The sequence below is a fragment of the uncultured Sphingomonas sp. genome (assembly GCF_913774285.1).
In the GTDB taxonomy this organism is placed as follows: Bacteria; Pseudomonadota; Alphaproteobacteria; order Sphingomonadales; family Sphingomonadaceae; genus Sphingomonas.
In genome coordinates, this window is record NZ_CAJYHX010000003.1 from 79,800 (window position 1) to 102,036 (window position 22,237).

A 22,237-nucleotide genomic window follows, 5' to 3' on the forward strand; every position below is an offset into this window, starting at 1 on the left:
ACCGGCACCGCCAAGCGTGGCGGGAAGACGCCAAGGTGAGAAGAACCGCATCATGCACGCCTATCGCACGCACACCTGCGCCCAGCTCCGTTCTACGGATGTCGGGCAGACCGTCCGCCTGTCGGGCTGGGTGCACCGCAAGCGCGACCATGGCGACCTGGTGTTCGTCGACCTGCGCGATCATTACGGCATCACCCAGATCGTCACCGACGCGAGCGGCCCGGCCTTCGACGCGATCGAGTCGCTGCGTTCCGAATCGGTGATTACCGTCACCGGCACGGTCGTCGCCCGCGATGCCAGCGTGGTGAACGCGAACCTGCCGACCGGCGAGATCGAGGTCCGCGCGGCGGAAGTGACGGTCCAGTCGGCCGCCGCCGACCTGCCGATGCCGGTGTTCGGCGAGCAGGAATATCCGGAAGAGATCCGCCTGCGGAACCGCTATCTCGATCTGCGCCGCGAGAAGGTCCACAAGAACATCCTGCTGCGCTCGAACGTGATCGCGTCGCTGCGCCGCCGGATGATCGACCAGGGCTTCACCGAGTTCCAGACGCCGATCCTCACCGCGTCGAGCCCTGAGGGCGCGCGCGACTATCTCGTCCCCAGCCGCGTCCATCCGGGCAAGTTCTACGCGCTGCCGCAGGCGCCGCAGATGTTCAAGCAACTGCTGATGGTCGCCGGGTTCGACCGCTATTTCCAGATCGCGCCGTGCTTCCGCGACGAGGACGCCCGCGCCGACCGCTCGCCGGGTGAATTCTACCAGCTCGACTTCGAGATGAGCTTCGTCACCCAGGACGACGTGTTCGCCGCGATCGAGCCGGTGCTGCACGGCGTGTTCGAGGAGTTCGCCGACTGGGAGGGCATGGGCCGCACCGTCAGCGCGCTGCCGTTCAAGCGCATCCCGTACCGCGAGTCGATGCTCAAATACGGCAACGACAAGCCGGACCTGCGCAACCCGCTGGTGATCACCGACGTGTCGGACTTCTTCAAGGGCTCGGGCTTCGGCCGCTTCGCCTCGATCGTCGAGGGCGGCGACGTCGTCCGCGCGATTCCGGCGCCGGGCACGCACGAGAAGAGCCGCAAGTTCTTCGACGACATGAACAGCTGGGCGCAGAGCGAAGGCTTCCCCGGCCTCGGCTATGCGACGCAGAAGGACGGCGTGTTCGGCGGCCCGATCGCCAACAACCATGGCCAGGACGGCATGAAGGCGATTGCCGAAGCCATGGGCCTCGGCCCGAACGACGGCATCTTCTTCGCCGCGGGCAAGGAAGCGCAGGCGGCCAAGCTCGCCGGCCTGGCGCGCACCCGCGTCGCCGAGCAGCTGGAGCTGATCGACAAGAAGCGCTTCGAGTTCTGCTGGATCGTCGACTTCCCGATGTTCGAGTATGACGAGGACGCGAAGAAGGTCGACTTCAGCCACAACCCCTTCTCGATGCCGCAGGGCGAGCTGGAGGCGCTGGAGACCAAGGACCCGCTCGACATCCTCGCCTATCAGTACGACATCGTCTGCAACGGCATCGAGCTGTCCTCGGGCGCGATCCGGAACCACAAGCCGGAGATCATGTACAAGGCGTTCGAGATCGCCGGGTATACCCAGCAGGACGTCGATACGAACTTCTCGGGCATGATCAACGCCTTCAAGTTCGGTGCGCCGCCGCACGGCGGTTCGGCCCCGGGCGTCGACCGCATCGTGATGCTGCTCGCCGACGAGCCGAACATCCGCGAGGTGATCGCCTTCCCGATGACGCAGAAGGCCGAGGACCTGATGATGCACGCGCCGTCGGCGGTGAGCGACAAGCAGCTCAAGGAACTGCACATCCGCCTGGCACCGGGCGTCGACGGCCCCAAGGCGGGCTGAGGGGCGACGGTCGGTCATGCGCGTCGCGGTGTTCAACACCAAGGCCTATGACCGCCGCTTCCTTTCCGAGGCCAATGCGCGCTTCGGCCATGACCTGACCTTTCTCGAACCCCGCCTCGATGCGCTGACCGCCACGCTGGCGGCGGGGCACGAGGCGATTAGCGTTTTCGTGAACGACGGCGTGGACGGGGCGGTGCTAGAGGCGCTGTCTGGGGTCGGCGTGCGGCTGTTGGCGCTCCGCTGCGCCGGCTTCAACAATGTCGATCTCTTCGCGGCCGAGCGGCTGGGCATCGCGGTCGTGCGGGTGCCCGCCTATTCGCCGCATGCGGTGGCGGAGTTCACCGTCGGACTGCTGCTGGCGGTCGACCGTCAGATCCCGCGTGCCTGGTCGCGGGTGCGAGAAAACAACTTCGCGCTCGATGGGCTGATCGGCCGCAATCTCCACGGCCGCACGGTCGGCGTCGTCGGCACGGGCAAAATCGGAGCGCTGGTCGCCCGCGCGCTGCGGGCCGGGTTCGGCTGCACCGTGCTGGCGAGCGACCTCCATGCCGATCCCGAGCTGGAGGCAATCGGTGTCCGCTATGTGCCGCGCGACGAGTTGCTGCGCACTGCCGAGATCGTAACCCTGCATTGCCCGCTCACGCCCGAGACGCACCGGCTGATCAATGCGGAGGTGATTGCCGAAGCGCGCGAAGGGCTGGTGATCGTCAACACCAGCCGCGGCGCGCTGATCGACACGGCGGCGCTGATCGACGGGCTCAAGGCACGCAAGGTCCGCGCGGTGGCGCTCGACGTCTACGAGCAGGAGGCGGACCTGTTCTTCGAGGACCTCTCCAACGAGATCATCGCCGACGACCAGTTCCAGCGGCTGCTCACTTTCCCCAACGTACTCGTGACCGGCCACCAGGCCTTCCTCACCGAGGAGGCGCTATCCGCCATCGCGGAGACGACGCTGGCCAGCATCGCCAATTTTGAAGCCGGGCGCCCGCTTGCCAATCGCGTCGATGCAGCCTTGATCGCCGCGCCGCGTTGAGCAGCCCCATGACCATCGATCTTTCCGATTACGAGACCGGCGACCATTTCGACGGCGATTACGAAACCGAACTCGCCAAGCTCCAGAAGCGGCTGAGCCATATCCAGACCGCGCACATCATCCACAAACGCCGCGCCATCGTGGCGTTCGAGGGCTGGGATGCGGCGGGGAAGGGCGGCGTGATCAAGCGCCTCACCGCCGAATGGGACCCACGCTATTACGAGGTCTGGCCGATCTCCGCGCCGACCCAGGAAGAGCTGTCCCATCATTTCCTCTGGCGCTTCTGGCAGCGGCTTCCGGCCCAGCACAACATCGCGGTGTTCGATCGTACCTGGTATGGCCGGGTGCTGGTCGAGCGGGTCGAGGGCTATGCAAGCGAAACCGACTGGCGCCGCGGCTATGCCGAGATCAACGATTTCGAGGCGCAGCAGGTCAACAACGGCGCGACGCTGATCAAGCTCTTCCTGCACGTCACGCAGAAGACCCAGGACAAGCGGCTGCGCGACCGGCTGACCCATCCGTGGAAGCGCTGGAAGACCGGCATGGACGATTTCCGCAACCGCGCGCGCCGCGCCGACTATCTCGATGCCATGCACGAGATGTTCCACGAGACCGACACGCCGCACGCGCGCTGGACGGTGATCGACGGCAACAACAAGAAGGCGGCACGGATCGCGGCGCTGACCGCGATCGCCGAGCAGCTGGAAAAGCATGTCCCGATGGTGCCGCCCGAGCTCGATCCGCAGGTCGTGAAGGTCGCCACCGAAGCGCTGGGGAAGTTCTAGCCCTAATCCCTCCCCGGAACGGGGAGGGGGACCACGCGGCGCAGCCGCGTGGTGGAGGGGGATCTCCGCAGGCGTTGCCCCTCGTGGAAGCCCCCTCCACCATGCTGCGCATGGTCCCCCTCCCCGTGCCGGGGAGGATCTAGGAAGTTACGCCGCCGCGAAGGTGCCGTCGTCGCCCATCACGTGAAGCACGCCATCGGCGATCGCAAAATATGCCCCGTGGATCTTCAGCTTACCGGCTGCCTCGCGCTCGGCGACGAAAGGAAAGGTCCGCAGGTTTCGGATCGAGACGCGGACGGTCTCCTGCTCCATCGCGCGCACCGCCTCGGGCCCCTCGCCATGCTCGGCGACGATTTTCTCGCGCGCGCCGTCCAGCATGTCGACCCAGTGCGCGATGAACCCGCCTTCGCCTTGCTCGGCATCGGCGAAGCGCTGGGTGAGTGCCGCATGCGCGCCGCCGCACGCGCCGTGGCCCATCACCACGATCTCCGGCACTTCGAGCTGCGTCACCGCGAACTCCAGCGCCGCCGACACGCCGTGGCGACCGCCACCCATCTCGAAGGGCGGCACGAGATTGGCGACATTGCGCACCACGAAGATCTCGCCCGGCGAGGTATCGAAGATCTGCGCCGGATCGACTCGGCTGTCGGAGCAGGCGATCACCATCACCTTGGGGCTCTGACCTTCGGACAGCTCGGCCCAGCGGGCGCGCTGCTGGCTCCAGCCTTCGGTGCGGAAGCGGTGATAGCCGCCGATGAGTTCTCGAAATCCTGCCATGTGCGTCGCCTAGTCGTCCTTGTTGGGCTTGTCGACGGGGCGAACGCGCTTGCGCCGCTTACGCTCCTTGCAACGCCATGCGCAATTTCCGGGACTGGCGAAACGCGTCCGGGCGCTCTATCTGCCCCCCATGAACGAGCAGACTCCGCTGCCGCGCCCCGAGCGCGTCCGCAAGCCCGACTGGATCCGCGTCAAGGCCCCGACCTCGGAAGGGTTCGCCAAGACCCGCGCCCTGATGCGCTCCAAGAACCTCGTCACCGTGTGCGAGGAAGCCGCCTGTCCGAACATCGGCGAGTGCTGGACCAAGAAACACGCAACGGTGATGATCCTGGGCGACGTCTGCACGCGTGCCTGCCGCTTCTGCAACGTCAAGACCGGCATGCCGCGCAAGGTCGATCCGCTGGAGCCCCAGCACGTCGCCGAGGCGGCGCTGCAGATGGGCCTGGAGCATATCGTCATCACCTCGGTGGACCGCGACGACCTGCCCGACGGCGGTGCCAGCCAGTTCGTCAAGGTGATCGAGGCGATCCGCAAGGCGAGCCCGACCACCACGATCGAGATCCTCACCCCGGATTTCCGCAACAAGCACGAGGCCGCCGTCGAGGCGATCGTCGCCGCGCGGCCGGACGTGTACAACCATAATCTCGAGACCGTCCCCAGGCTCTATCCGATGATCCGCCCGGGCGCGCGCTATTATGCTTCGCTGCGCCTGCTGGAGACGGTGAAGCGGCTCGATCCGTCGATCTTCACCAAGTCGGGCATCATGCTCGGCCTGGGCGAGCAGCGCCTGGAAGTGCACCAGGTGATGGACGACATGCGCTCGGCCGACATCGATTTCCTGACCATGGGCCAGTATCTTCAGCCGACGCCGAAACATGCGAAGGTCGAGGAGTTCGTGACCCCGCAGAACTTCCAGGCCTATGGCGCGATCGCGCGGGCCAAGGGCTTCCTGCAGGTCGCATCGAGCCCCCTCACGCGCTCCAGCTACCACGCCGGCGAGGACTTCGCCGAAATGCGCGCGGCCCGCGAGGCCAAGCTGGCGAAGGCGAGCGCCAAGGCCTGATGCCCAAGCACAGCGAAACCCGGCAGCTTCCTTACTCGCCGGAACAGATGTTCGATCTGGTGGCCGATGTCGCGCGCTACCCCGAGTTCCTGCCCTGGGTGAGCGCGATGCGCGTCCGCTCGTCGAGCGACACCCAGGTCGTCGCGGACATGATCGTCGGCTTCAAGGGGCTGCGCGAGACCTTCACCTCGCGCGTTACCAAGGTGCGCCCCGAGACCGTCCATGTCGAATATGTCGATGGGCCGCTCAAGCACCTGTCGAACGACTGGAAGTTCCGGCCGGACGGGCAGGGCGGCTGCTATGTCGATTTCTGCGTCGACTTCGCGTTCAAGAACCGGGTGTTCGAGATGCTGGCCGGCCAGGTGTTCGACCGCGCGCTCCGCAAGATGATCGGTGCGTTCGAGGAGCGCGCGGCGAAGCTTTACGCCGCTTCGGGTTCCTCGACCGGCACCTCGGGCGACGGCATCAACAGGTCGAGCGCGCACAACGCCGCCTGAAGGCGGATGCCGCCGCGGCCATTGTTCTCGAAATGGCGCGCGTCGGCGACGACGTGCTTGGGATCGGCGCCGCGGATCGCCTGGGCGAAGACGACGGTGCCGACCGGCTTGTTCTCGGTCGCCCCGCCGGGGCCGGCGATCCCGGTGATCGCCACGGCGACATCGGCCTTGGTGCGCTCCAGCACGCCCTGCGCCATGCTCCAGGCGACCGCGATCGAGACCGCGCCGAAGGTTTCGAGCACGTCGAGGCTCACCTTCAGCACGTCCATCTTGGCATCGTTGGAATAGGTGACGAAGCCGGCGTCGAAGACGTCGGACGAACCCGGCAATTCGGTCAGCGCGGCGGAGACCAGACCGCCGGTGCAGCTCTCGGCGACGGCGACGCGGCGGCCGGCAGCGCGGTTTGCGTCGATGACCTTACGCGCGGCTTCTACGAGCTCGGTGGGAAGAATCGTGTCCATAACGGCGCCCCCTTGCCATTGGATGAAGGGTGTTACGAGTCAGTTCCTTGCAGGTACGCGTACGGTTGCGACAGCCTGCGCCGCCATGCCCTCGCCGCGGCCGGTAAAGCCCAGGCGTTCGGTGGTGGTGGCCTTGACGCTCACCTGTCCCGGATCGAGACCGAGGATCGCTGCGATCGAGGCGCGGATCGCCTCGCGGTGCGGGCCGATCTTGGGCGCCTCGCAGATCAGCGTCACGTCGATGAAGTCGAGGATGCCACCCTCGGCTGCGACGAGCGACGCGGCATGTTCGAGGAACCGCGCCGAGGCCGCCCCGCGCCATTGCGGGTCGCTGGGCGGGAAGTGCATGCCGATATCGCCCGCACCGATCGTGCCGAGCAGTGCGTCGGTGATCGCGTGCAGCGCGACGTCCGCGTCGCTATGGCCGGACAGGCCCTTGCTGTGGGGGATGCGCACGCCGCCCAGCCACAGCGCCTCGCCCTCGGCGAAGCGGTGGACATCGTAACCGGTGGCAGTGCGGACGCGCATCGCGGCTGCGAGCCGCGTCTCGGCGGCAGCAAAATCGGCGGGGTGGGTGATCTTTTCGAGCATCGGGTCTCCGGGAACGAGCGCGACCTGGCCGCCGATCGCGCGCAGCATCTGGGCGTCGTCGGTCGCCTCCACCTCGGCGGGCCAGCGGCGGTGCGCATCGAGAATGGCATCGAACGCGAAGGCCTGCGGGGTCTGCACGCGGTAGAGTTGGTCGCGGGGAACGGTATCGCCGATCAGCGCGCCTGCGCCGCGTACCAGGGTGTCGGCGACGGAGAGCGCGGGGATCGCCCCGCCGGTGGTGCCCAGGCTGGTCAGCAAATCGTCGATCACCCGCGCCGGCAGAAAGGGGCGGGCAGCGTCGTGGATCAGGACATGGCTGAACCCGCCGGCAAGCAGCGCCTCCAGCCCGTTCAGCACCGACTCGCGGCGCGTGGTGCCGCCGGTGACGAAGGGGGTGGTCCCCAGCGCACCTTCGAGCAGCGCCTCCTGGCCTTCGCCGATCACGGTCAGCACCGCGTCGATCTTCGGATGGCTGCTCAGCGCGCGATGCGCATAGGCGAGCAGCGGCTTCCCGCCGAGCAGCGCATATTGCTTGGGCACACTGCCCCCGGCGCGGGTGCCGCTGCCGGCGGCGACGAGGATGGCGGCGGTCCTGAACGCGGTCATGGCGGAGCGCCTAGCGAAGTTTGCGGGGCAGCGGTAGGGCCGCCGGGCCTGGGCAATGCTATGTCACGGCAACGCGGATTTCTGCGACCTTGCCCTTCCGGCCCCGGATCGCTACATGCGCTGCCTGATTTTCAGGCAGAATTGATGCGCGAACTCGCCCCCATTCAGATCGGCCCCGTGACGGTCGAAGCCCCGGTGCTGCTTGCGCCGATGACCGGCGTTACCGACCTGCCGTTCCGGCGGGCGGTGCGGCGCTTCGGCTCGGGCCTCAACGTCACCGAGATGATCGCCAGCGCCGCTGCGATCCGCGAGACGCGGCAATCGGTGCAGAAGGCCGCCTGGGACCCGATCGAGGAGCCCGTCTCGATGCAGCTCGTCGGTTGCACCCCGCACGAGATGGCCGAGGCGGCCAAGCTCAACGAGGATCGCGGTGCGTCGATCATCGACATCAACATGGGCTGCCCGGTCCGCAAGGTAACCAACGGCGATGCCGGTTCGGCGCTGATGCGCGACCTCGACCATGCCGGCGCGATCATCCGCGCCTGCGTCGACGCCGTGAAGGCGCCGGTGACGGTCAAGATGCGGATGGGCTGGGATATGGACAGCCTCAACGCCCCCGAACTCGCCAAGATCGCGCAGGACCTCGGTGCCAAGCTGGTGACGGTCCATGGCCGCACCCGCAACCAGATGTACCGCGGCAGCGCCGACTGGAGCTTCGTGCGCCGGGTGAAGGATGCCGTGTCGATCCCGGTGATCGTCAATGGCGACATCTGCTCGGTGGCCGACGCCCGCGAGGCGCTGGCCCAGTCGGGCGCGGACGGCGTGATGATCGGCCGCGGCGCCTATGGCAAGCCTTGGATCCTCCGCCAGGTGATGGACGCGCTCACGGGCAAGGGCGACAAGCCCGAGCCCTCGATCGAAGAACAATATCGCGTCATCACCGAGCATTATGTCGAGACGCTCGGCCATTACGGCAACGAGGTCGGCGTCAACATGATGCGCAAGCATCTCGGCTGGTACACCAAGGGGCTGCACGGCTCGGCCGAGTTCCGCAACAAGGTGAACCAGGTCGTCGATCCGGTGAAGGTGCTCGACATGCTGGCGGAGTTCTACGAGCCGTGGCTTTCCCGCGCGGCGGCCTGAGGCGGTTTCGCCCCCAGACCGTCGAGGGACCGAGCTTCGCCGAGCTGTTCGGCGCGCTGCCGGTGGCGGTGCTCGTGCTCGATCCCGACGGGCGCATCGCGCACGCCAACCCGGCCTGCGAGGTGCTGCTCAACCATAGCGAGACCAGCATGGTCGGACAGCCCTATGACGCGGTGCTGCTGCCGCCCGAGGATTATGCCGATCGCCGCGACGGGCGCGGCTTCGCGGCGTTTGACGCGGAGATCGAAGCCGTTCGCGGATCGCGGCTGCGGGTCGACTTTCTCGAGAGCCAGGTGCCCGATCACCCCGGCTGGCGGATCGTGACGCTTCATCATGCCCCCCAGGCCCGCAAGATGAACCACGGGCTCGATCGCACCGCCGGCGCGCGGGCGGCGATCGGCGCGGCGGCGATGCTGGGGCACGAGATCAAGAACCCGCTCTCCGGCATCCGCGGCGCGGCGCAGCTGCTCCAGAGTGGCGGCGACCCGGAGACCAATGGCGAGCTCACCCGCCTCATCACCACCGAAGTCGATCGCATCGCCGCGCTGATCGACCGGATGCAGGATTTCACCGACACCCGCCCGCTTGATCTCTCCCCGACCAACATCTACCCGCTGCTCGACCATGGCCGTCGCGTCGCACTGGCCGGCTTCGCGCGCGGCATCGTGATCGAGGAGTGGTTTGATCCCTCTTTGCCACCCGTGCTGGTCGACCGCGACGCCTTCCTGCAGGTGCTGATCAACCTGCTCAAGAACGCGGCCGAGGCGCTCAAGGGCCTCGCCCAGCCGCGGATCATCCTGTCGACCGCCTTCCGCCACGGCATGTCGGTCAATGCCGGTCCCGGCCAGCCGCGCCGGCCGCTGCCGATCGAGATCTGCGTGATGGACAATGGCCCCGGCGCCCCCGCCGACATCGCCGAGCATCTGTTCGAGCCGTTCGTTTCGGGCAAGCCGGAGGGCAAGGGGCTGGGGCTGCCGCTCGTCGAGAAACTGGTGCGGGACATGGGCGGGATCGTCCAATATGCCCGCGAACGCGAACCGGAGGTTACGGTGTTCCGCATTCTGTTGCCGCGAGCCACGGCATGACGCCGGGCTCGGTTCTGGTCGTCGATGACGACGCCGCGATCCGCACCGTCGTCGCCGCCGCGCTCAAGCGCGAGGGGCACCGGGTCGCCACCGCCGCGAGCGTCGCCGAGCTGCGTCGTGCGCTCACCACCGGCGTGCCCGACGTGCTGGTGACCGATGTGGTGCTGCCCGACGGAAACGGGCTCGACGTCGTCTCCGGGCTGATGGCCGAGCATCCGGCGCTGCCGGTGATCGTATTTTCCGCCCAGAACACGCTGGCGACGGCGGTGCGCGCCACCGAAGTCGGGGCCTTCGACTATCTCCCAAAGCCCTTCGACCTCGATGCGCTCACCCACGCGGTGCAGAGCGCGATGGCGCGCGGCCGCCGACGCCCCGCCGATCAATCCGATGCGGAACAGACCGGCGGCCCCTCGCTGATTGGCCGCTCCCCGGCGATGCAGGAAGTGTACCGGGTGATCGCCCGCGTCGTCTCCAACGATCTCACCGTGCTGATCAGCGGCGAGTCCGGGACGGGCAAGGAGCTGGTTGCCAAGGCGATCCATGATCTGGGCCCCCGCCGCCGTGCGCCCTTCGTTGCGCTCAACATGGCCGCGATCCCGCGCGAGCTGATCGAGGCCGAGCTGTTCGGGCATGAACGCGGCGCCTTCACCGGCGCCCAGGCGCGGGTGGCCGGCAAGTTCGAGCAGGCGGCCGGCGGCACGCTGTTCCTCGACGAAATCGGCGACATGCCGATGGACGCGCAGACGCGGCTGCTCCGCGTGCTCCAGTCGGGCGAGTTCACCACCGTCGGCGGCGCGCGGACGATCCGTGCGGATGTCCGCATCGTCGCGGCGACCAACAAGGATCTCGCCCAGCTGGTCCAGCTCGGCCAGTTCCGCGAGGACCTGTTCTACCGACTCAACGTCGTGCCGATCAGCCTGCCGGCCCTGCGCGAGCGGCGCCAGGACATCCCGCTGCTCGCCCGCCATTTCCTCGACCGCGCCGCCGAGGACGGGCTGCCGCGCAAGCAGCTCGACAAGGACGCAGTCGCGCTGCTCGAAACGCTCGACTGGCCGGGCAATGTCCGCGAGCTCGAGAATCTGATGCGCCGCATCGCCGCACTGTCGCGCGACGAATGGATCGACGCCGCCGCACTGCGCCGCGCGCTGGGCGATGGCGGCGGCGTGCTGCCCGTCGCCCGCGATGCCGGGATCGAGGCGGCGATCCGCGCCCGGCTGGAACGGATCGCGCTGGAGGAGCCGCACGCGCTCGACGACGGCACGCTCTACGACCGGATCATCAGCGAAGTGGAGCGCCCGCTGATTGAGATGATGCTCGCGCGCCACCAGCAGAACCAGTTGCGCGCCGCGCGGGCGCTGGGGATCAATCGGAACACGCTGCGCAAGCGTCTGGATACGCTGGGGATTGCGACGCGCGGGGACGATCCGACAAGCTGAAGACACGCAATCTGCGGCAGGCCGATGCTTGTGGGTGACAAATCCGCAATATTATGTGTTCTTTTGGCCACAATCCCTGTGTACACAGGGGGCAATGGTCGCCGTAGCTCCAACGAGTCTCGATAGCCCTGAGGATTGGTCGCGCCCCGGACGGGCGTTTCGGCTGGTCGAGATGCTGGTGGTCGCGCTGGCCGTCGCTACTCCCGTCATCACCTACTGGTTCGTTCGCCAGCATTCCAACCAGCAGCTGTTCAGCCCGGGCGTCGCCGCGGCGCTGCTGCTCGTCAATCTGCTCCCCTATGTCGCGCTGATTGTGCTGATCGGCCGGCGGATCGCACTCAAGCGGACCGCCCGCTCGGCGCTGGCGGGGGGCGGGCGTCTGCACGTGCGGCTGGTCGCGGTGTTCTCGCTGATGGCCAGCGTGCCGATCGTGCTCGCGGTAATCGCCGCCTCGATCATGTTCCAGTCAGGCATCCAGCTCTGGGGTTCGGAGCGGGCGCGTGCGGCACTGACCTCGACCCAGGCGCTTGCCAACGAGGGCAAGGCGCTGGTGATCCAGCGGTGGAAGGGCGAGGCGCGGCAGATGGTAAGCGACATGCTCGAAACCTCGCCCAAGGTGCCCGAGCGGTCGGCCGTCTTCGAGGACTGGTTCCTCCGCCAGACCTATTTCCGCCAGTTCTTCCAGTCGGTGCTGTTCCGCGTGATCGACGGCAAGCGGGTCGAGGCGCTCTACGCCTATGAGGCGCCGTCGGGCCCGACCTTCAAGCGTCGTGTCTCGGGCAAGGTACTCAATGTGCTGCGCAACGAAGACAGCTACATCAATTACGATTCCGAGGTGGTGTGGGTGGTGACGCCGGTCGACCGCTCGGCGAACCTGTTCCTCTACGTCGCCACGCCGAACAACGTCGATTTTCTCAACCGCCAGAACCTTGCCTCGGATCGAATCGGGCACGAATATTCGGCGCTGATCGCCCGATCGCGCTCGCTCCAGCTGCAGTTCAACGCGGTGCTGTTCGGCGTCGCGCTCCTGATCGTGAGCATCGCCACCTGGATCGCGCTGGCGGTGGCAGACCGGCTGGTGCGCCCGGTCGACCAGCTCGTCCAGGCGGCGGGGCAGGTGGCGGACGGCGACCTCAGCGCGCGGGTGCCGACGCCGGAGCGGATCGACGAGATCGCCACGCTCGGCATCGCCTTCAACAGCATGACCGAGCGGCTGCAGGACCAGACCAACGCGCTGGTCACCGCCAACGCCCAGCTCGACAGCCGCCGCGCGCTGATCGAAGCGGTGATGTCGGGCGTGTCGGCGGGCGTGATCGCGATCGGCGGCGACCACCGGGTGCGGCTCATCAACGCCTCGGCGATCGCGCTGCTGCGCAACGCCGCCGAGCAACCGGTCGGCCAGCCACTGGAGGCGCTTGCCCCCGAGCTTGAGACGATGCTGGCGAGCGGCGAGCGCGAGGGGATCGTCCAGATCGCCAGCGGTGGCGAGGCGCGGACGCTGGCGGTGAAGGTCACCACCGACGAGGGTGGTCAGGTGCTCACCTTCGACGACATCACCCAGCAGCTCAACGACCAGCGCCGCGCCGCCTGGGCGGACGTCGCGCGCCGCATCGCACACGAGATCAAGAACCCGCTGACCCCGATCCAACTCGCCGCCGAACGGCTCCAGCGTCGCTATGGCAAGCAGGTCGACCAGAGCGACGGCGTGTTCGCGCGGCTGACCGAGACGATCGTCCGCCAGGTCGGCGACCTGCGGCGGATGGTCGACGAATTTTCGTCTTTCGCGCGGATGCCCAAGCCGATGTTCCGCCGCGAGTCGCTGCTCGACATCGCCCGCCAGGCGATGTTCCTTCACGAAGTCGCGCATCCCGCGCTGCGCTTCACGCTCGACGCGCCCGATCCCGCGCCCTCGCTGGTATGCGACCGCCGCCAGATCGGCCAGGCGCTGACCAATGTCGTCAAGAACGCGGTCGAGGCGATTGAGGCGCGCAACGAGGCGGCCGGGGAGGGGGCGGACCTGCCGCAGGGCGAGATCCACCTTACCATTCAGTCCGAAGCGGACAGCAAGCTGATCCTCACCCTCGCCGACAACGGCGTGGGTCTGCCGGTGGAGCGCGACCGGATCGTTGAACCCTATATGACGACGCGCAGCCGGGGCACCGGGCTGGGCCTCGCCATCGTCAAGAAGATCGTCGAAGAACATTGCGGCACGATCGGCTTTGCCGACCGCCCCGGCGGCGGCACGCTCGTGACGCTGTGCTTCGATACCGCGATGCTGGCTAGCGTCGCACTCACGGAGACGCCGGACGACGCGAAGGACGCGCGCCCGGCCATGCTCACCCGGATCGGAAGCAGAACATGAGCCTGGACATTCTCGTCGTCGACGACGAGCGCGACATCCGCGAACTGGTAGCCGGCGTGCTGGAGGACGAGGGGTACGCCACCCGCAATGCCGCCGACAGCGACTCGGCGCTGGAGGCGATTGCCGAGCGGCGGCCGAGCCTGGTGCTGCTGGACGTGTGGCTGCAGGGCTCGCGGCTCGACGGGCTGGAGCTGCTCGACGAGATCAAGCGGCGCGATCCCTCGATCCCGGTGCTGGTGATTTCGGGCCATGGCAATCTGGACACCGCGGTGGCGGCGATCCGCCGCGGCGCTTCCGACTTCATTGAGAAGCCGTTCGAGGCCGAGCGGCTGCTGTTGATGGTGGCGCGTGCGACCGAGACCGAGCGGCTACGGCGCGAAGTCGCCTCGCTGCGCGCGGTGACGGGGCGGGGGACCGACCTGCAGGGCACTTCGACCGCGATCAACACGGTGCGCGCAACTCTTAAGCGGGTGGCCTCCACCGGCAGCCGGGTGCTGATCACCGGCGGCGCGGGTGTCGGCAAGGAAGTCGCCGCGCGGCTGCTCCATGGCTGGAGCCAGCGCGCGGACGCGCCCTTCGTGATCGTCAGCGCCGCGCGGATGACGCCCGATCGTGTCGACGAGGAACTGTTCGGCGTCGAGGAGAGCGGCGACCTTGTTCGCCCCGGCCTGCTCGAACAGGCGCATGGCGGCACGCTGTTCCTCGACGAGATCGCCGACATGCCAGTCGCCACCCAGGCGCGGATCCTGCGGGTGCTGACCGACCAGAGCTTCAGCCGCGTCGGCGGCACGCGTGTGGTGAAGGTGGACGTCCGTGTCGTCTCCGCCACCGCCCGCGACCTGATGGCGGAGATCGCCGCCGGCCGCTTCCGCGAGGACCTCTACTACCGCCTCAACGTGGTGCCGGTGCCGATCCCGGCGCTGACCGACCGCCGCGAGGACATCCCCGCGCTGGTCGAGCATTATGTGGCGCATTACGCCTCCGAGCGCCGCGTGCCGACGCCCGAGATCGCCGCCGACGCGATGGTGGCGCTGCAGAGCTATGACTGGCCGGGCAATGTCCGCCAGCTGCGCAACGTCGTCGAGCGCACCGTGATCCTGGCCCCCGGCGACCGGATCGGCCGGATCGACGTCGATCTGCTCCCGCCGGAGGTGCTCGGTCGCCAGAATGACGGCGGCAGCGGTATGGCCTCCAACGCGATTATGGGCGCGCCGCTCAAGGAAGCGCGCGAGAGCTTCGAGCGCGAATATCTGCGGGTGCAGATCCGCCGTTTCTCGGGCAACATCTCGCGTACCGCCAGCTTCATCGGGATGGAGCGCTCGGCGCTGCACCGCAAGCTCAAGCTGCTGGGCATCACCGACGCGCGGGAAGACTGAGCCGCTATGGACGGAAGCCTCGCGACGCCCTAGATTGGATCCCGGCGCCGGGGTGGCGCCGACCCTGACGCCGGGAACGGCGCACCGCGGGACAAATCCCGCCAAGAATAAATGGAGCCACCATATGGCAGAGAAGCAGACTTCGCTTCAGGACCTGTTCCTCAACTCACTGCGCCGGTCGAAGACGCCGGTGACGATGTTCCTCGTCAAGGGCGTCAAGCTTCAGGGCATCGTCACCTGGTTCGATAATTTTTCGGTGCTGCTCCGCCGCGACGGCCAGTCGCAGCTGATCTACAAGCATGCCATTTCCACCATCATGCCCTCGGGCCCGATGGACCTTGCCGCGCTGCTCACAGCGGCTGGCGAATATCAGCACAAGAACCCGGTGCTGCAGGAAATCTTCCTGAACGCGGTCCGCAAGCAGCAGGAAAACGTCACCATGTTCCTGGTGAACGGCGTGATGCTGCAGGGCCAGATCGCGGCGTTCGACCTGTTCTGCATGCTGCTCCAGCGCGAGGGCATGGCCCAGCTGGTCTACAAGCATGCGGTTTCCACCGTGCAGCCCGCGCACCCGCTGAACCTCGCCGAGGAAACCAACGGCGGCGACGAGGATTGATCCTCGCATGAGCACTGGTTTCGAGCGCGACCCCGACGAATTCGCGCGGGGCGCACGCGCGCTCGTCGTCTATCCGGACATGGGCGGAAGCTCGCGCGACGCCGAGGCGCGGCTGGAGGAAACGGCCGGCCTCGCCGCGGCGATCGGCGTCGATGTGGTCGAGCGGATCGCCGTCCGACTACGTCAGCCCAAGCCCGGCACGCTGATCGGCTCCGGCCAGGTGGAAGCCCTGGCCGAGACGGTCCGCGACGGCGAGCTCCAGCTTGCGGTCTTCGATGCGTCGCTGACGCCGGTGCAGCAGCGCAACCTGGAGACCGCGCTCGGCTGCAAAGTGATCGATCGTACCGGGCTGATCCTCGAGATCTTCGGTGAGCGGGCGCGCACGGCGGAAGGTCGGTTGCAGGTCGAACTCGCGCACCTCGATTATCAGGCGGGCCGGCTGGTCCGCAGCTGGACCCACCTTGAGCGCCAGCGGGGCGGCTTCGGCTTCCTCGGCGGCCCCGGTGAGACCCAGATCGAAGCCGACCGCCGCTTGATCCGCGATCGCATGGCGCGGCTGCGGCGCGAGCTCGACCAGGTTAGCCGCACCCGCACGCTCCACCGCGACCGGCGCCAGCGCGCGCCCTGGCCGGTGGTGGCGCTGGTCGGCTATACCAATGCCGGCAAGTCGACGCTGTTCAACCGGCTGACCGGCGCCGGCGTGATGGCGGAGAATCTGCTTTTCGCCACGCTCGACCCGACGCTGCGCCAGATCGCGCTGCCGGGGATCGACAAGGCGATCCTGTCGGACACGGTGGGTTTCGTCTCCGAACTGCCGACCCAGCTGGTCGCCGCGTTCAAGGCGACGCTGGAAGAGGTGGTATCGGCCGACCTGCTGATCCATGTCCGCGACATCGCGCATCCCGACACGGAGGCGCAGCGCGTCGACGTGGAGAAGGTGCTCCAGGAAATCGGCGTGTCCGAGCAGACGCCGCGCTTCGAGGCGTGGAACAAGCTCGACCTGCTCGACGACGAGCAGCGCGAGGAGGCGCTGGCGATGGCTGCGCGCCGCACCGACGAGGTACGGGTGATCTCGGCACTGACCGGGGAGGGCGTCGATGCGCTCGTCGAGGCGGTTGCCGGACGACTGACCGAGGGGCATCGTCGCTACACGCTGCGGCTCGATCCCGCCGATGGCGCGGCCGCCGCGTGGCTGCACCAGCATGGCGACGTGATCGAGCAGCATATCGAGGACGAGCAGGCGGTGTACGAAGTCCGCATGGCGCCGCGCGACTACGAGCGGTTCTTCACGCGGGGATAACCGGAGCGCAAGCGCTCTCGACTTTGTTTCCACCCTAACTCCGTCATTCCGGCGAAAGCCGGAATCCATCGGCGCTACGTTGCGGCTCTTGCTGCAAGCGAGAGGCGAATGGATCCCGGCTTTTGCCGGGATGACCATGTGGAGACGGGGTGAGGGCTCAGCGCCCTCAGCCGCGTTTCACTGCCTGCCAGAGCGCTTCCTTACCCTCCAGATCCAGCCCCACGAACGCCTCGCCCGCGCGCTCTTCCATCGCCTTGAAGCGCCGCTCGAACTTGCCGTTGGCCGCGCGCAGCGCAGCCTCGGGCTCCACGCCCAGCTTGCGGGCATAATTCACCACGGCGAAGAGCAGGTCGCCCACCTCCTCGGCACGGTGCGCGTCGTTCTCGGCGGTCTCGACCTCTTCCAGTTCCTCCAGGATCTTCGCCCGCGCGCCCGTGGCATCGGGCCAGTCGAACCCGGTACGCGCCGCGCGCTTCTGGAGCTTCTCGGCGCGGAGCAGCGCTGGCAGGCCGATCGCCACGCCGTCGAGCGCGCTCGACGCCCCCTTGGCGCCGCGCTCCTCGGCCTTGATGACTTCCCAGAGATGGTGCCCGCCCTCCGGCACGTCGCCGAAGATGTGCGGGTGGCGGCGCTCCATCTTGTCGCTGATCGAAGTGACCACGTCGGCCAGCGCGAACTGCCCCGCCTCTTCGGCAATCCGGCTGTGGAACACCACCTGAAGCAGAAGGTCGCCCAACTCGTCCTTCAGCTCGGCGATGTCGCCGCGTTCGATCGCGTCGGCGACTTCATAGGCTTCCTCGATCGTATAGGGCGCGATGGTCTCGAAGGTCTGCGCAACATCCCATTCGCAGCCACGCTCGGGATCGCGCAACCGCTCCATGATGGCGACCAGGCGGTCGATGCCGGTGGGGGACGTCATACAAAAGGCCTCCTGAACGCGGGTGCGGACAGGAGGCCTTTGAAGGTCGCGTGCGGCTTAGGCAAGCCGCGCCGGGGTCAGTCGAGACGGCGCCCCAGCTCCTTGTTGAAGTAGAGCGCGATCAGCGTGCCGGCAGCGCCCGAGAGCAGGTACAGGCCCGAGGCGATCACGCCCCAGTTGGCGGCCAGCAGCAGCGCGCCGAGCGGCGCGAAGCCGGCACCGAAAAGCCAGGCGAGGTCCGAGGTAAGCGCCGCGCCGGTGTAGCGGGCCCGCTTCGGGAAGTTGCTGGCGACCGCACCCGAGGACTGGCCGAACGCCAGGCCGAGCAGGATGAAGCCGAGCACCATGAACACGGTCTCGCCGGCATTGCCCTTTTCGAGCAGCTGCGGCGCGAAGCCAGAATAGGCGGCGATCGCGGCAGCGGTATAGCCGAGCAGTGAGCGGCGGCCGATCCGGTCCGCAAGGATGCCCGAGATCACGATCGCCACGACGCCGCAGGCTGCCGCACCGACCTCGATCAGCAGGAAGCGGGTGAGGTCCTCATTGGTGTACAGCGCGATCCACGACAGCGGGAACACGGTGACCATGTGGAACAGCGCGAAGCTCGCCAGCGGTGCGAAGGCGCCGATGATGATGTTGCGCCACTGCGCCTTGATCGTCGCGGTGACGCGTGACGGCGTCAGTTCGCGGCTCTCGAACAGCTTCACATATTCGGGCGCCACGACCATCCGCAGACGGGCGAACAGCGCCACCACGTTGAGCGCGAAGGCGACGAAGAACGGGTAGCGCCAGCCCCAACTCATGAAGTCGGCCGAGTCGAGCGCGCTGACGAAATAGGCGAACAGCCCGCTAGCTACCATTAGACCAAGCGGGGCGCCAAGCTGCGGCACCATCGCGTACCAGCCACGGCGCGAGGGCGGGGCATTCAGCGCCAGCAGCGAGGCGAGGCCGTCCCAGGCGCCGCCAAGGGCGAGGCCCTGCAGCACGCGGAGCGCCGCCAGCAGGATTGCGGACCAGATGCCGACCTGCTCGTAGCCGGGCAGGAACGCCATGGTCACGGTCGCCGTGCCGAGCAGAAACAGCGCAAGGGTGAGCTTCGCACCGCGTCCATGACGGCGGTCAATGCGCATGAAAATCTGGGTGCCGATAGGACGGGCGATGAAAGCAAGCGGGAAGAGGGCGAAGGACCAGAGCGTGCCGGTCACGCGATCCATGTAGGGAAACACCAGTGCCGGGAAGACCAGCACCGACGCGATCGCGTAGACGAAGAAGTCGAAGAACTCGGATGTTCGTCCGATGATCACCCCGATGGCGATATCGCCGGGGCGGAGGTGATCCTCACCGTGCGAGGTGTTGATCAGGCGGGCGTCATGTTCGATCTGCGTCGAACCAAGCTGAGCATTGGCCATAGGGATATGTCTACCGCAAAGCTTTGGGGAAAGCACCTAGGGAAACTCGCGGGTTGCAGCCATGGGACAAATTGTCCTATTTCGCACCCGCACAACCCCTCCTAACTCGCGGCCGCTATGTTTCGATCCATGACCCCGTTTCGTCGTGCCCTCAGGCCGACGGCCCTGATCGCTACCCTTGCTGCCCCGCTGATCCTCGGCGGGTGCGACCTTGTCGTGATGAATCCGTCCGGCGATGTTGCACGGCAGCAGGCCGACCTGATCCTCTGGTCGGTATTTTTGATGCTGCTCATCATCGTGCCGGTGATGATCCTGACGGTGGTTTTCGCGATCAAGTATCGCGCGAGCAACACCGAGTCGGAATATGCTCCGGACTGGGATCACTCGACCCGGATCGAGCTGGTGATCTGGTCGGCCCCGCTGCTGATCATCATCGCGCTCGGCGCGCTGACCTGGCTCACCACGCACCAGCTGGACCCGTATCGGCCGCTGGACCGCATCGCGCCGGGCAAGCCGATCCCGGCGGACCAGAAGCCGCTGGAGATCCAGGTCGTGTCGCTCGACTGGAAGTGGCTGTTCATCTATCCCGAACAGGGCGTCGCCACGGTCAACGAGCTGGTTCTGCCGGCCGATCGCCAGGTGCGGTTCCGCCTGACCTCGTCGAGCGTGATGAACACCTTCTACGTGCCGGCGCTGGCGGGCATGATCTACACGATGCCGGGCATGGAAACGAAACTCCACGCGGTGATGAACCGCGTCGGCACCTTCGAGGGCCAGAGCGCCAACTATAGCGGCGCCGGATTCTCCTACATGCACTTCCCGACCCAGTCGGTGGATGCCGCGGGCTTCGACCAGTGGGTCGCCAAGACCAAGGCTTCCGCGAGCGCGCTCGACACCGCCCAGTATCTCACGCTCGAAAAGCCGAGCGAGAAGGTGCCGGCGATGCACTTCGGCACGGTCGAGGGCGGCCTGTTCGATCGCATCGTCCAGATGTGCGTGAAGCCCGGCACCGCCTGCGGCCACGGCATGATGCACCATGGTGCGGGTGCCCAGGAAGTCGCGCCTGCGGTAAACAACCGGCCGGGCGAAGGCGCCGATGGCGCGCTGATGAAGTCGCCGGACGAGATGAAGACCAGTCCGCACCTGACCCATCCGCACGGCGCTCCCGCCGGCCACTCCGAACCCGGCGCGGATTCGAACCGTAACATGACCCGCATGGACGCGCCGGCCTATCCCGGTCGCGCGGCGGCGGGCGAGGCTTGAGCACTGCCATGTCTGACACTTTGAAGATGATCTTCGGCCGGCTCTCGATCGAGAGTCTGCCGATCCACGAGCCGATCGTCGTCGCCACCTTCTTCGGCGTCGCGCTCGGCGGCATCGCGCTCCTCGGCGCGCTGACCTATTTCCGCCTGTGGGGCTATCTCTGGAAGGAGTGGTTTACCACCGTCGACCACAAGCGCATCGGCATCATGTACATGGTGCTGGGCCTGGTGATGCTGCTGCGCGGCTTTGCCGACGCGATCATGATGCGCGGCCAGCAGGCGATGGCGTTCGGCGCCAACGAGGGCTATCTCAACGCGCACCATTATGATCAGGTGTTCACCGCCCACGGCGTGATCATGATCTTCTTCGTGGCGATGCCCTTCGTCACCGGCCTGATGAACTTCGTGGTGCCGCTGCAGATCGGCGCGCGCGACGTCAGCTTCCCGTTCCTGAACAATTTCAGCTTCTGGATGACGGCGGCAGGTGCGGCGCTGGTGATGGCCAGCCTGTTCATCGGCGAGTTCGCGCGGACCGGCTGGCTGGCGATGGCGCCGCTGTCGGGCCTCGACTATTCGCCGGACGTGGGCGTGGACTATTATGTCTGGGCGCTGCAGATCGCGGGCGTCGGTACGCTGCTCTCGGGCGTCAACCTGGTCGCCACCATCGTCAAGATGCGCGCGCCGGGCATGGGCCTGATGAAGATGCCGATCTTCACCTGGACCGCGCTTGCCACCAACATCCTGATCGTCGCCGCCTTCCCGGTGCTGACCGCGGTGCTCGCGATGCTCAGCCTCGACCGTTATGTCGGCACCCACTTCTTCACGAACACCGCGGGCGGCAACCCGATGATGTACGTGAACATGATCTGGATCTGGGGTCACCCGGAGGTCTACATCCTGATCCTGCCGGCCTTCGGCATCTTCTCGGAAGTCACCTCGACCTTCTCGGGCAAGCGCCTGTTCGGCTACACCTCGATGGTCTACGCCGTGCTGGTCATCACCATCCTGTCGTACCTCGTCTGGCTCCATCACTTCTTCACGATGGGCTCGGGCGCGAGCGTGAACAGCTTCTTCGGCATCACCACGATGATCATCTCGATCCCGACGGGTGCCAAGATCTTCAACTGGCTGTTCACCATGTACAAGGGCCGCATCCGCTTCGAACTGCCGATGATGTGGACGGTCGCGTTCATGCTGACCTTCGTGATCGGCGGCATGACCGGCGTGATGCTGGCGGTGCCCCCGGCCGACTTCGTGCTGCACAACTCGCTGTTCCTGGTCGCGCATTTCCATAACGTCATCATCGGCGGCGTGCTGTTCGGGGCCTTTGCGGGTTTCACCTTCTGGTTTCCCAAGATGTTCGGCTTCACGCTGGACGAGACCTGGGGCAAGCGCGCTTTCTGGCTGTGGATCAGCGGCTTCTATGTCGCCTTCATGCCGCTCTATGTGCTCGGCCTGATGGGCATGACGCGGCGGATGCAGCATTATGACGTGCCCGGCTGGCATCCGTGGCTGCTGGTCGCAGGTGTCGGCGCGCTGCTGATCGCCGCCGGCATCGCGTGCCAGGTCATGATGCTCTACGTCTCGATCAAGACGCGGAAAGACCGGATCGACGAAAGCGGCGACCCCTGGGACGGGCGTACGCTGGAATGGATCACCAC

Annotated in this window: 19 protein-coding genes; 14 read left to right on the top strand and 5 right to left on the bottom strand. The window is 67.0% G+C overall.

Going from position 1 to position 22,237, the window contains the following annotated elements:
* The first annotated feature begins 52 nt into the window (after positions 1-52).
* Genes aspS through QZ670_RS01135 form a run of 3 tightly spaced genes read left to right on the top strand, consistent with a single transcriptional unit; the run spans position 53 to position 3,673 of the window.
* Complete coding sequence (aspS, locus tag QZ670_RS01125) at positions 53-1,855, top strand: aspartate--tRNA ligase (RefSeq protein WP_294250803.1); 1,803 nt, start codon at positions 53-55, stop codon at positions 1,853-1,855.
* A 16-nt stretch (positions 1,856-1,871) separates the two neighbouring features.
* The gene (locus QZ670_RS01130) at positions 1,872-2,888 is read left to right on the top strand and encodes a 2-hydroxyacid dehydrogenase (RefSeq protein WP_294250806.1); all 1,017 of its coding nucleotides are present in this window, start codon (positions 1,872-1,874) and stop codon (positions 2,886-2,888) included.
* A gap of 8 nt (positions 2,889-2,896) precedes the next feature.
* Positions 2,897-3,673, top strand: coding sequence for a polyphosphate kinase (locus QZ670_RS01135; protein WP_294250810.1), 777 nt, complete (start codon positions 2,897-2,899; stop codon positions 3,671-3,673).
* Between the two features lie 147 nt (positions 3,674-3,820).
* Here QZ670_RS01135 and QZ670_RS01140 read toward each other — a convergent pair whose 3' ends face one another.
* A complete protein-coding gene (locus tag QZ670_RS01140; protein WP_294250813.1) occupies positions 3,821-4,450 on the bottom strand; it encodes a carbonic anhydrase in 630 nt (209 codons plus the stop codon).
* A 130-nt stretch (positions 4,451-4,580) separates the two neighbouring features.
* Between QZ670_RS01140 and lipA the strand changes: the two genes are divergently transcribed.
* Positions 4,581-5,513, top strand: a complete 933-nt coding sequence (gene lipA, locus QZ670_RS01145) for a lipoyl synthase (RefSeq protein WP_294250817.1) — start codon at positions 4,581-4,583, stop codon at positions 5,511-5,513.
* Complete coding sequence (locus tag QZ670_RS01150) at positions 5,513-6,010, top strand: type II toxin-antitoxin system RatA family toxin (protein ID WP_294250821.1); 498 nt, start codon at positions 5,513-5,515, stop codon at positions 6,008-6,010. The genes lipA and QZ670_RS01150 overlap by 1 nt, the downstream gene beginning before the upstream one ends.
* On the opposite strand, the gene QZ670_RS01155 is transcribed toward QZ670_RS01150, so the two are convergent.
* Together QZ670_RS01155 and QZ670_RS01160 are read right to left on the bottom strand one after the other, a co-directional pair.
* Entirely contained in the window at positions 5,935-6,471 is a 537-nt protein-coding gene (locus QZ670_RS01155) for a CinA family protein (protein WP_121076935.1), read from the bottom strand. The two genes, QZ670_RS01150 and QZ670_RS01155, sit on opposite strands and share 76 nt — an antisense overlap.
* A 39-nt stretch (positions 6,472-6,510) precedes the next feature.
* Positions 6,511-7,668, bottom strand: a complete 1,158-nt coding sequence (locus QZ670_RS01160; RefSeq protein ID WP_294250834.1) for a bifunctional 2-C-methyl-D-erythritol 4-phosphate cytidylyltransferase/2-C-methyl-D-erythritol 2,4-cyclodiphosphate synthase — start codon at positions 7,666-7,668, stop codon at positions 6,511-6,513.
* A 144-nt stretch (positions 7,669-7,812) separates the two neighbouring features.
* Between QZ670_RS01160 and dusB the strand changes: the two genes are divergently transcribed.
* The 7 genes from dusB to hflX all read left to right on the top strand — a co-directional run bounded on the left by dusB (position 7,813) and on the right by hflX (position 16,986).
* The gene (gene dusB / locus QZ670_RS01165; RefSeq protein WP_294250837.1) at positions 7,813-8,811 is read left to right on the top strand and encodes a tRNA dihydrouridine synthase DusB; all 999 of its coding nucleotides are present in this window, start codon (positions 7,813-7,815) and stop codon (positions 8,809-8,811) included.
* Positions 8,787-9,896 carry an ATP-binding protein gene (locus QZ670_RS01170; RefSeq protein ID WP_294250841.1) on the top strand — a complete coding sequence of 370 codons (1,110 nt, stop codon included), beginning with the start codon at positions 8,787-8,789 and terminating at the stop codon, positions 9,894-9,896. The genes dusB and QZ670_RS01170 overlap by 25 nt, the downstream gene beginning before the upstream one ends.
* Complete coding sequence (ntrC, locus tag QZ670_RS01175) at positions 9,893-11,332, top strand: nitrogen regulation protein NR(I) (protein ID WP_294250843.1); 1,440 nt, start codon at positions 9,893-9,895, stop codon at positions 11,330-11,332. The genes QZ670_RS01170 and ntrC overlap by 4 nt, the downstream gene beginning before the upstream one ends.
* Positions 11,333-11,426: 94 nt before the next feature.
* On the top strand, positions 11,427-13,694 hold the full coding sequence (locus QZ670_RS01180; protein WP_294250846.1) for an ATP-binding protein: 2,268 nt from the start codon (positions 11,427-11,429) through the stop codon (positions 13,692-13,694).
* Entirely contained in the window at positions 13,691-15,070 is a 1,380-nt protein-coding gene (locus tag QZ670_RS01185; RefSeq protein ID WP_294250850.1) for a sigma-54 dependent transcriptional regulator, read from the top strand. The genes QZ670_RS01180 and QZ670_RS01185 overlap by 4 nt, the downstream gene beginning before the upstream one ends.
* A 52-nt stretch (positions 15,071-15,122) precedes the next feature.
* Complete coding sequence (gene hfq, locus QZ670_RS01190) at positions 15,123-15,686, top strand: RNA chaperone Hfq (protein WP_294250853.1); 564 nt, start codon at positions 15,123-15,125, stop codon at positions 15,684-15,686.
* A gap of 7 nt (positions 15,687-15,693) precedes the next feature.
* Entirely contained in the window at positions 15,694-16,986 is a 1,293-nt protein-coding gene (gene hflX, locus QZ670_RS01195; protein ID WP_294250856.1) for a GTPase HflX, read from the top strand.
* A 166-nt stretch (positions 16,987-17,152) separates the two neighbouring features.
* Here hflX and mazG read toward each other — a convergent pair whose 3' ends face one another.
* Both mazG and QZ670_RS01205 read right to left on the bottom strand, forming a co-directional pair.
* The gene (mazG, locus tag QZ670_RS01200) at positions 17,153-17,905 is read right to left on the bottom strand and encodes a nucleoside triphosphate pyrophosphohydrolase (protein ID WP_294250858.1); all 753 of its coding nucleotides are present in this window, start codon (positions 17,903-17,905) and stop codon (positions 17,153-17,155) included.
* 77 nt (positions 17,906-17,982) lie between these two features.
* A complete protein-coding gene (locus tag QZ670_RS01205; protein WP_294250861.1) occupies positions 17,983-19,314 on the bottom strand; it encodes an MFS transporter in 1,332 nt (443 codons plus the stop codon).
* Positions 19,315-19,443: 129 nt separating this feature from the next.
* Here QZ670_RS01205 and cyoA point away from each other — a divergent pair, with 129 nt between their 5' ends.
* Together cyoA and QZ670_RS01215 are read left to right on the top strand one after the other, a co-directional pair.
* Positions 19,444-20,577: a ubiquinol oxidase subunit II gene (cyoA, locus tag QZ670_RS01210; RefSeq protein WP_294250864.1), complete on the top strand. Its 1,134-nt coding sequence runs from the start codon at positions 19,444-19,446 to the stop codon at positions 20,575-20,577.
* A gap of 8 nt (positions 20,578-20,585) precedes the next feature.
* Positions 20,586-22,237: cbb3-type cytochrome c oxidase subunit I (locus QZ670_RS01215; protein WP_294250866.1), on the top strand; the 1,652-nt coding region annotated here is incomplete at its 3' end.

Excerpts from the sequence above, each read along its gene's own strand:
- aspS (WP_294250803.1), top strand. The coding sequence starts at position 53 with ATGCACGCCTATCGCACGCACACCTGCGCCCAGCTCCGTTCTACGGAT.
- QZ670_RS01130 (WP_294250806.1), top strand. The coding sequence starts at position 1,872 with ATGCGCGTCGCGGTGTTCAACACCAAGGCCTATGACCGCCGCTTCCTT.
- QZ670_RS01135 (WP_294250810.1), top strand. The coding sequence starts at position 2,897 with ATGACCATCGATCTTTCCGATTACGAGACCGGCGACCATTTCGACGGC.
- QZ670_RS01140 (WP_294250813.1), bottom strand. The coding sequence starts at position 4,450 with ATGGCAGGATTTCGAGAACTCATCGGCGGCTATCACCGCTTCCGCACC.
- lipA (WP_294250817.1), top strand. The coding sequence starts at position 4,581 with ATGAACGAGCAGACTCCGCTGCCGCGCCCCGAGCGCGTCCGCAAGCCC.
- QZ670_RS01150 (WP_294250821.1), top strand. The coding sequence starts at position 5,513 with ATGCCCAAGCACAGCGAAACCCGGCAGCTTCCTTACTCGCCGGAACAG.
- QZ670_RS01155 (WP_121076935.1), bottom strand. The coding sequence starts at position 6,471 with ATGGACACGATTCTTCCCACCGAGCTCGTAGAAGCCGCGCGTAAGGTC.
- QZ670_RS01160 (WP_294250834.1), bottom strand. The coding sequence starts at position 7,668 with ATGACCGCGTTCAGGACCGCCGCCATCCTCGTCGCCGCCGGCAGCGGC.
- dusB (WP_294250837.1), top strand. The coding sequence starts at position 7,813 with ATGCGCGAACTCGCCCCCATTCAGATCGGCCCCGTGACGGTCGAAGCC.
- ntrC (WP_294250843.1), top strand. The coding sequence starts at position 9,893 with ATGACGCCGGGCTCGGTTCTGGTCGTCGATGACGACGCCGCGATCCGC.
- QZ670_RS01180 (WP_294250846.1), top strand. The coding sequence starts at position 11,427 with ATGGTCGCCGTAGCTCCAACGAGTCTCGATAGCCCTGAGGATTGGTCG.
- QZ670_RS01185 (WP_294250850.1), top strand. The coding sequence starts at position 13,691 with ATGAGCCTGGACATTCTCGTCGTCGACGACGAGCGCGACATCCGCGAA.
- hflX (WP_294250856.1), top strand. The coding sequence starts at position 15,694 with ATGAGCACTGGTTTCGAGCGCGACCCCGACGAATTCGCGCGGGGCGCA.
- mazG (WP_294250858.1), bottom strand. The coding sequence starts at position 17,905 with ATGACGTCCCCCACCGGCATCGACCGCCTGGTCGCCATCATGGAGCGG.
- QZ670_RS01205 (WP_294250861.1), bottom strand. The coding sequence starts at position 19,314 with ATGGCCAATGCTCAGCTTGGTTCGACGCAGATCGAACATGACGCCCGC.
- cyoA (WP_294250864.1), top strand. The coding sequence starts at position 19,444 with ATGACCCCGTTTCGTCGTGCCCTCAGGCCGACGGCCCTGATCGCTACC.